The organism is Oleiphilus sp. HI0043 (assembly GCF_001634935.1).
This window is the reverse complement of the sequence record NZ_LWEY01001667.1, coordinates 22543-30894: the sequence shown is the minus strand read 5'-3', so window position 1 is coordinate 30894 and position 8352 is coordinate 22543. Positions and strand designations below refer to the sequence as shown.

Here is an 8352-nt window from a genome sequence, read left to right as displayed (position 1 = left end):
ACAGAATGCGGTCTTCACGTTCACAAGATAGCTGCTTAATTTGGAGTACTGGCTCAACCATAGAGGTTTATGACTGCTTAAATAGAATCTCGAAGTCGCTATTATATCTCTCTGAGGCAAAGATCTGGATTCTTGATGAGATCTTTACTGCCATCGATAAGCAAGGCGTTGCCCAGTTTGAAAATTTGTTGTTAGAAAAAGCAATTAGCGGTGTCACAATCATTCTTACAACACATCATCAGCTTTCTTTACCCGGACTTGAAATACTTCCCATTAAAGGAAGTGTAATATGAGCATGAACTCCAGTACCGGTTTGTGGCCCGTCGCCAAAGCTATTTTAACTAAAGAGTTTCTTACCGCATTTAGGCACAAGCAGGAACTGGCAAACCCACTAGTTTTTTTCGCTATTATTATTGTGTTATTTCCCTTAGGCGTAGACCCTTCACCCGACTTTCTAGGCACGGCATCTGTTGGTTTAGTTTGGGTTGCTGCCTTACTTTCTACAATGCTTTCCTTGGATCGCCTGTTCCAGGCCGACTACGACGACGGTTCACTCGAGCAGCTTGTACTAAGCTCACACCCTTTATATCTGCTGCTGCTAGTTAAAGCCTTTGTTCATTGGTTGCTAATTGCTCTGCCGCTTGTGGTCATGTCGCCGTTACTCGCTGTCATGTTGCATCTTGACCCTCAACACCTGCCAATACTCTTATTGACCTTGATCATGGGGACTCCTGTTATCACCTTAATTGGTGGCATTGGTGCTGCATTGACGGTAAGCTTGCGCTCTGGTGGTGTGCTGGTTTCTCTATTAGTCTTACCACTGACTATACCAGTGCTAATATTTGGTACCGGTACGGTACAGGCCAGTATTGACGGTTTACCAGTTGGCGGGCACCTCGCAATTATCGGTATCATGCTGGTGCTAGCGGTTACACTTTCGCCCTTTGCGTCTGCTGCCGCACTACGGATGAGTGTTTCAAACTAATGAAGCTCGAGTATTTTAATCAATCTATGCTAGTTAAGAAGTAACTCCATGAAATGGACATTTTTTCACAAGCTTGGTTCGCCGAAGTGGTTCTATGATATTTCGAAACAGTACTATCCCTGGTTTCTGATTGCAGCACTTGGCTTAATAACAGCAGGGGTTACATGGGGCCTGGCTTTTGCTCCACCTGATTATCAGCAAGGAAACAGCTTCCGAATTATTTACCTGCATGTGCCAAGCGCGATTCTCGCTCAATCTTGCTACATGATGATGGCTTCAGCTGCTCTAGTATCTCTTGTTTGGCGCATGAAAATTGCTGATATATTTATTTCTTCCGCTGCACCAATTGGTGCGGCATTTACCTTTTTAGCTTTATTCACTGGTGCGGTTTGGGGCAAGCCAACCTGGGGTACATGGTGGGTATGGGATGCACGGCTCACCGCCATGCTTATTTTGCTGTTTCTATACTTTGGTGTGATCTCGATTCAAACCGCTATTGAAGATGCAAATATGGCTGCAAGGGCATCTGCCATTACTGTGCTTGTTGGCGTCGTGAACATCCCGATTATTAAATACTCTGTTGAGTGGTGGAATACCCTGCATCAACCAGCAACCTTTAAATTAACCGAGAAACCAGCAATGGTGCCAGAAATGTGGATACCCTTATTAGTGATGGTCATCGGTATTTACTGCTTTTTCGCGGCACTTGTTATTATCAGAATGCAGAACCAAATATTGCTTCGAGAGCGAAAAACCAGATGGGTTCAGGACATCGTAAAGCAGTCCGGAGTTCGCTAGCGACATGTTTAGTTCAACAAAAATGGTTTTACTTGTTAGGAGGCGTCAGTGAGTTTTGACAGCTTTTCTGAGTTTTTAAATATGGGTGGGCATGGTTTATACGTGTGGCTATGTTACGGTATAGGCTTGCTAGTATTCCTTATCGCCTATGTTCAACCGCTAATGCAACGAAAGTCTATTCTTCGCGAGCTTTCTCAGAGATATCGACGCACGGAACTCAAGAATAAACAAACCGCACAGACTGAGCCTTAGCAGACGATTTGCTAACTATTTTACTAATCTTTCAGTATTGATTTCAGGTGGAAATAATTGATGCACCCTAAGCGCAAACAACGCCTTACACTTATTATTTTTCTTCTCGTTGGGTTTGGGACCGTGATTGGTCTGGCCATGTACGCTTTGACGGAAAATATAAATCTATTTTATAACCCAACACAAATCGCACAAGGAGAGGCCCCAAAGGGCGCTCGTATTCGTGCTGGAGGCATGGTTGTAGAGGGAAGCGTTAAACGTAGCGAAAATAGTTTGGCCACCACCTTCGCGCTAACCGATTATAAAGAAAACGTAGAGGTTTCTTATACAGGAATACTGCCAGACCTCTTTAGAGAAGGACAGGGGATTGTAGCGCTTGGCCGGCTCGATGAGAACAATGTTCTTATAGCCGATGAAGTTCTAGCCAAGCACGATGAGAACTATATGCCGCCCGAAGTTGCTGACGCTTTAGAAAAGTCTGGTGGCACCGCGCCAAAAGGCATTCATACTAAACCCGTCGAAGAAGGACAGCCGTAGATGTTTACACCAGAAATAGGGCATCTTGCACTAGTCATCGCTTTTTCACTAAGCGTTTTATTGGCTGTCGTTCCACTATGGGGAGCTGCTCGCAATAATGCATTGTGCGTCTATCTAGCCCGTCCAATAGCCTGGGGGCAGTTCGTTTTTATGGTACTCAGCTTCACTTGCCTGGGTATTGCGTTTGTCCAAGATAACTTTAGTGTTCAGTACGTAGCCAACCACTCCAATACACTGTTACCACTGCAATATAAGATAAGTGCAATTTGGGGTGGTCATGAAGGGTCTTTATTACTTTGGGCATTGATTCTTTCCGGCTGGATTGCGGCTGTTGTGTTATTTTCCAAGCAACTGCCTTCAGATATTCTCGCAAGAGTGTTATCGGTAATGGGGATGATAAGTATCGGTTTTTTATCCTTCATTATTTTGACGTCAAACCCTTTCGACCGTTACTTACCGGAGTTTCCAGCAGAGGGCGCTGATCTAAACCCTCTACTTCAAGACTTTGGACTGATCGTTCATCCGCCAATGCTCTATATGGGCTATGTCGGTTTTTCGGTTGTGTTTGCCTTTGCGATTGCCGCATTGATGAGCGGTCAACTAGATTCAGCTTGGGCTAGATGGTCACGCCCCTGGACTACAGTAGCCTGGGCGTTCCTCACCTTAGGTATTTCCCTGGGTAGCTGGTGGGCATATTATGAACTTGGCTGGGGTGGCTGGTGGTTCTGGGACCCAGTAGAAAACGCTTCCTTTATGCCATGGCTCGTGGGTACCGCTTTAATACACTCCCTGGCTGTAACCGAAAAACGCGGAGTATTTAAGAGCTGGACTGTATTACTCGCGATCTTTGCATTTTCGCTCAGTTTACTCGGGACCTTTCTTGTTCGCTCTGGGGTGCTAACATCTGTTCATGCGTTTGCATCGGACCCTGCTCGCGGTCAATTCGTTCTTGGCTTGCTCGGCATCACAATGGTTTGCTCTCTAACACTTTATGCGCTCAAGGTTCCCGAGGTTCGCAGCAAAGCTCAATTTAGCATGCTATCTAGGGAAACCTTTTTGCTGGTAAACAATCTATTACTGGTCGTTGCATGGGTCACAGTTATGATGGGTACACTCTATCCATTAGTATTAGATTTTATCGGCGCAGGCAAACTATCAATTGGGCCTCCTTACTTTAACGCCGTTTTTGCACCGCTGATGTCCATTTTAGCGATCGTGATGGGTTTTGGTGTTGTCGGGCGTTGGAAAAACACTGAGCTTTCACTTTTGATTAAGCAACTACGCTGGGTTGCCTTGTCGGCGGTATTGATCGCTTTCGCCTTGCCATTTATTCTTTTTGAAGAATTTCATGTCGGTGCGTTTTTTGGGTCATTTCTAGCGCTTTGGATTACCGGCTTTACCTTAAAAGACGTATATCAGAAATCAGAGAACAAAGCCGGACGCATTCGCGGCCTGAGACGACTCAGCCGTTCCTATGTTGGAATGACGCTTGGCCACTTGGGGTTTGCCTTTAGTATTCTAGGCGTAACGCTAGTGTCGGTTGAATCTGAAGAAAGAGATATTCGTATGGCGCCTGGCGAGCAAGTGAGTGTGTCTGGTTACAACTTCGTATTTGAAAGCTTAGATCCCTATACTGGCGCTAACTATCAGGCTGATCGTGCCACGGTACGTGTTACCTCGGTTGCATCAGGGAACGAAGTCGCCACATTACACCCCGAGAAGCGAGTTTACTTCTCTAAGAACAGCCCTATGACGGAAGCAGGCATTGATGCCGGGCTATTCCGTGATCTCTATATTGCTTTAGGCGAGCCACTCACTGACGGTGCCTGGGCAGTTCGTATTCAAATAAAACCCTTCGTTAGATGGATTTGGCTTGGCACTATTTTTATGGCGCTAGGTGGATTGTTTGCGATAAGTGATCGTCGTTATCGCTTAAAGTCAAAACTCGTAGACAATAAAAATGGAGGCCTGGTATGAACAAAAGAATCGTCCTTTTCACACCTCTCGTTCTTACTATTGCTCTTGGGCTCATACTATATACCGCTATCGGTAAGGATCCTACCAAACTAGAAACGGCACGGCTAAACGACCCAGTACCGAAGTTTCAGCTGAGTTCTTTGTCAGACCAAAATAAGCAGCTCAATAACTCAGTATTCAGCGGTGAGGTAATGCTCTTAAATGTCTGGGCAACCTGGTGCCCATCGTGTCGAGTTGAGCACCCCTATCTAAACACTCTGTCAGAGCAGGGCGTCAAAATCGCTGGATTAAATTACAAGGATGAGCGTGATGCTGCTCAGGTTTGGCTTGCAAAACTAGGCAACCCTTATACATTCAACATTTACGACCCTGAGGGAAAGCTTGGATTTGATCTAGGTGTTTACGGTGCTCCAGAGACATACATTATCGATCAGCACGGATATGTCAGGCATCGCCATGTTGGTGTCGTTGATGACAAAGTCTGGCACTCGACGCTTAAGCCTTTGATCGACAAACTCGAAGGAAAGGTGGTGCTATGAACGAGCTCACAAGCAGATTAATTTTGCTGTTTTCCCTTACAACTTTCTTTTCGCTTCCTATTAGCGCAAATATAGACGTTTATCAGTTTTCTGATGAAGAAAGGCGCATGAATTACCTTGAGTTGACTAAGGAGCTCCGTTGCCCAAAATGTCAAAATCAAGATATCGCTGACTCTAACGCCCCAATTGCTGCCGACATGCGCAAAGAGGTTCACCGTTTACTTGAAGAAGGGAGTAGTCCTGAAGAAGTTGTTCAATTTATGATTGATCGCTTTGGAGATTTCGTCACCTATAAGCCAAAAGTTAGTAGTGAAACCTTAATGCTCTGGTATGGACCTTGGATTTTTATCATTTTTGGCATGGGCGTTATCGCTTACGCTGTTCGTAATAAGCGAAACACCAATCAAGATAAACCTGGCACATCAACGAGCAATGATTCGGTATCTGATTCTAGGGCCGACAGTACAAACAACAAAGTTCAGGCATTGCTTCGTGAGTTTGATGCCGACAACGATCAGGATAAATCTTAATGTACGACTTTTGGTTACCCGCTTTACTTTTACTATGCCTTGCAAGCTTGTTTGTTATCGTACCAAGCTTTCGCTTCGCATCTATCCAGCGACAAACAATCAAGCAGAATAAGATTCAGGCCAACGAGAATAAAGAACGTACTGCCCAAAATGTATTAATATATAAAGAACGCTTAAATGAATTACAGTTAGATAAAAATAGCGGTGTGATCGGTGACGAGCAATATGCTCAACTTAAGGAAGAACTTGATAACACGCTGCTCGAAGATGCCGATCGTATCGATCAAAGCCACTCTGATTCCACCTCTAGTTCGCTAAGTAAATTCTCATCAATTGGAATTATACTTGGCAGCGTATCCGTTGTTGTCGCACTAAGCGCCGCTCTTTATAACCACTATGGCGCTTACAACGATGTTGTTGCCTATCTTGAAGGAAGTGAAAGTAATGCAGAGCTCGCTAGTGCCACTGAGCAAGCACGAAACGGTGACATCTCTGCCTTACTCGAACAATTACACGCCAAGCTAAAAGATAACCCAAATAACATTCAAGGCTGGGGCCTGCTAGCACGCACCGCAATGAACACCGAGCGCTATTCTCTTGCTGTCGACGCATTCGAACAAGTTACTCGCTTGTTAAAAGAGGCTCCCGAGATAAACTATCAAGATCTTGCTGCAACCTACGGAATTACAGCTCAGGCTCAATATTACGCATCCAAGGGCATTTTCACCGACGCGCTTAAAGGTACGATTGACAAGGCATTAGAACTAAACCCAAACGAACCAAATACCTTAAGTTTATTAGCAATCAATGCGTTTACGTCTGAGGACTTCTCACTAGCTATTGAGTACTGGTCTAAAGTTTTAGAGGCTTATCCTGAACATCCGGCCGCCGGCCAGATGAAACAAGGCATTAATGAAGCGCAGCGCCGTGCAGGTATCGAACTGTCAGATTTTTCCAGCGACAGCAGCGGTTCGTTAATTGATGTATTCGTATCGCTTGATGAAACACTTCTCGGCTCAGTTAAACCCGGTGATACCGTGTTTGTATTTGTAAAAAACGCTGAAAACGCGAATCAAGCTAGCCCGCCTCTTGCTGCAAGTAGACATACTGTTTCTGAGCTTCCTCTAACAATTAACTTGAGTGACGCTGACGCAATGAGTCCTGCAGCTAAGCTTTCCGATGCTAAGCTCGTAAATGTTACTGCGCGTGTTTCCAAGTCGGGTCAAGTTAGCGCAGCAAGTGGCGATTTTGAAGGCCGAGCTGAACTGGTTGAGTTAGGTTCCGAGCAACAAGTAAAAATTAACATTAGCGAGCTAGTCAAATAAAGTTTTAGTAATAAGCGCGTAATTACGGCAAGCTTCAAAAACAAAAATAACCTTAAGGAGCGCAAGTATGACGATAAAAGTGCCAAAGGTAATCGACGAATTGGAATCCAAAATTGTCAACACATTGAAGCTCTCCCGTTTCAAGAATCAATTAGTAGGCAAGGGATATGTAACGGGTCTTAAGGCCGTTACCTATTTACTTAACATTCCAAAACCGACGATCTTTATGAGCAAAGGTGCATCAATCAACCTTTGTGAATCGGTTTCTCAGTTTGGCCTCAATAAACTTTTGATTGTTACTGACCAGGCACTTTACGATACGGGCCTTCTCGACCCAGTACTTGAACAGTTAAATCTTTCTGGGATGAAGTATTCACTATTTACCGAAGTAGAGCCTGACCCTACCTTCACAGTAGTTGAAAGTGGCCTCCGTAAGTATCGACAGCAAAACTGTGATTCTGTAATGGCTATTGGTGGTGGCTCTTCAATTGATGCTGCTAAAGTTATTGCTTTAGCTGCAAGTAACGAAGTGAGCCCTCGAGATCTGGTTGGCATTTTAAAGGGCAAGAAACCTTCTGCGCCTTTCTTTGCAATTCCCACCACTGCGGGTACTGGCTCTGAGGCAACCATTGGTGCCGTTATTTCTGACAGCATTACCCACAAAAAAGAACTTGTTATTGATACAAAAATAGTTCCTTTAGTAGCGGCACTAGACCCTGATTTAATGAAGGGCCTTCCTCCTGCTATTACTGCAGCAACCGGGATGGATGCCTTAACCCACCTTGTCGAATCTTATTTAAGCGGCATGGCAAACGAAGAGTCTGACTATTATTCTCGTTCAGGTATTCAAATGATTTTTGAAAACCTACCGAAGGTATACAAACGTGGCAACAATGCTAAAGCACGAGAGAAGATGGCGCTGGCTTCGTACTACGGAGGCTTAACGATAAATATCGCCGGATTAGGGTATGTGCATGCTTTTGCCCACCAATTAGGTGCTAAGTACAAACTACCCCATGGCGAATCCAATGCAAAAGTTCTGCCTTATGTGCTTGAATTCACTAAAGCTGCGAGCACGACACGCTTGGCTGAACTTGCACAATGCCTGGGTCTCGGCAGCAGAAATGATAATGATACAGTGCTAGCTGAAGCGTTTATTAGTGAAGTCAAAAATTTGATTTCTACGCTAAATATCGAGAACACGATACCTCAAATAAAACGCTCAGATTTTTCTGAAATTATTCAGGGTGCTTTTAAAGAAGCTAACTCAACCTACGCCGTTGCAAAGTACATGTCTTATGACGAGGCAGAAGAAATGCTCAGCGCTATCTCTGGCCGAGCCAGCGACATTTAAGGATTACGTAACCCACTAAACAGCGTCACTGCGGGTCATAGAGGGAATTAAATAC

9 protein-coding genes and 1 pseudogene are annotated in these 8352 nt (G+C 44.7%); all 10 read left to right on the top strand.

The features are described 5' to 3' along the window. A pseudogene (locus A3729_RS33445) lies at positions 1–293 on the top strand (hypothetical protein); the annotation flags it as partial. After that, the gene (gene ccmB / locus A3729_RS25390) at positions 290–985 is read left to right on the top strand and encodes a heme exporter protein CcmB (RefSeq protein ID WP_068510728.1); all 696 of its coding nucleotides are present in this window, start codon (positions 290–292) and stop codon (positions 983–985) included. The pseudogene A3729_RS33445 and the gene ccmB, both read left to right, overlap by 4 nt. A gap of 48 nt (positions 986–1033) precedes the next feature. After that, positions 1034–1783, top strand: a complete 750-nt coding sequence (locus A3729_RS25385; RefSeq protein WP_068510731.1) for a heme ABC transporter permease — start codon at positions 1034–1036, stop codon at positions 1781–1783. A 48-nt stretch (positions 1784–1831) separates the two neighbouring features. Then, the gene (gene ccmD / locus A3729_RS25380) at positions 1832–2035 is read left to right on the top strand and encodes a heme exporter protein CcmD (protein ID WP_068510734.1); all 204 of its coding nucleotides are present in this window, start codon (positions 1832–1834) and stop codon (positions 2033–2035) included. A 60-nt stretch (positions 2036–2095) separates the two neighbouring features. Next, on the top strand, positions 2096–2572 hold the full coding sequence (gene ccmE / locus A3729_RS25375; protein WP_068510737.1) for a cytochrome c maturation protein CcmE: 477 nt from the start codon (positions 2096–2098) through the stop codon (positions 2570–2572). Then, on the top strand, positions 2573–4549 hold the full coding sequence (locus tag A3729_RS25370; protein WP_068510739.1) for a heme lyase CcmF/NrfE family subunit: 1977 nt from the start codon (positions 2573–2575) through the stop codon (positions 4547–4549). It begins immediately after the preceding gene. Then, positions 4546–5088, top strand: coding sequence for a DsbE family thiol:disulfide interchange protein (locus A3729_RS25365; RefSeq protein WP_068510742.1), 543 nt, complete (start codon positions 4546–4548; stop codon positions 5086–5088). Before A3729_RS25370 ends, A3729_RS25365 begins: the two co-directional genes overlap by 4 nt. Beyond that, complete coding sequence (locus tag A3729_RS25360) at positions 5085–5618, top strand: cytochrome c-type biogenesis protein (protein WP_068508837.1); 534 nt, start codon at positions 5085–5087, stop codon at positions 5616–5618. Before A3729_RS25365 ends, A3729_RS25360 begins: the two co-directional genes overlap by 4 nt. Beyond that, positions 5618–6943, top strand: a complete 1326-nt coding sequence (gene ccmI, locus A3729_RS25355; protein ID WP_068510744.1) for a c-type cytochrome biogenesis protein CcmI — start codon at positions 5618–5620, stop codon at positions 6941–6943. The genes A3729_RS25360 and ccmI overlap by 1 nt, the downstream gene beginning before the upstream one ends. A gap of 67 nt (positions 6944–7010) precedes the next feature. Continuing rightward, complete coding sequence (locus A3729_RS25350) at positions 7011–8297, top strand: iron-containing alcohol dehydrogenase (RefSeq protein WP_068510746.1); 1287 nt, start codon at positions 7011–7013, stop codon at positions 8295–8297. Positions 8298–8352: the final 55 nt, after the last annotated feature.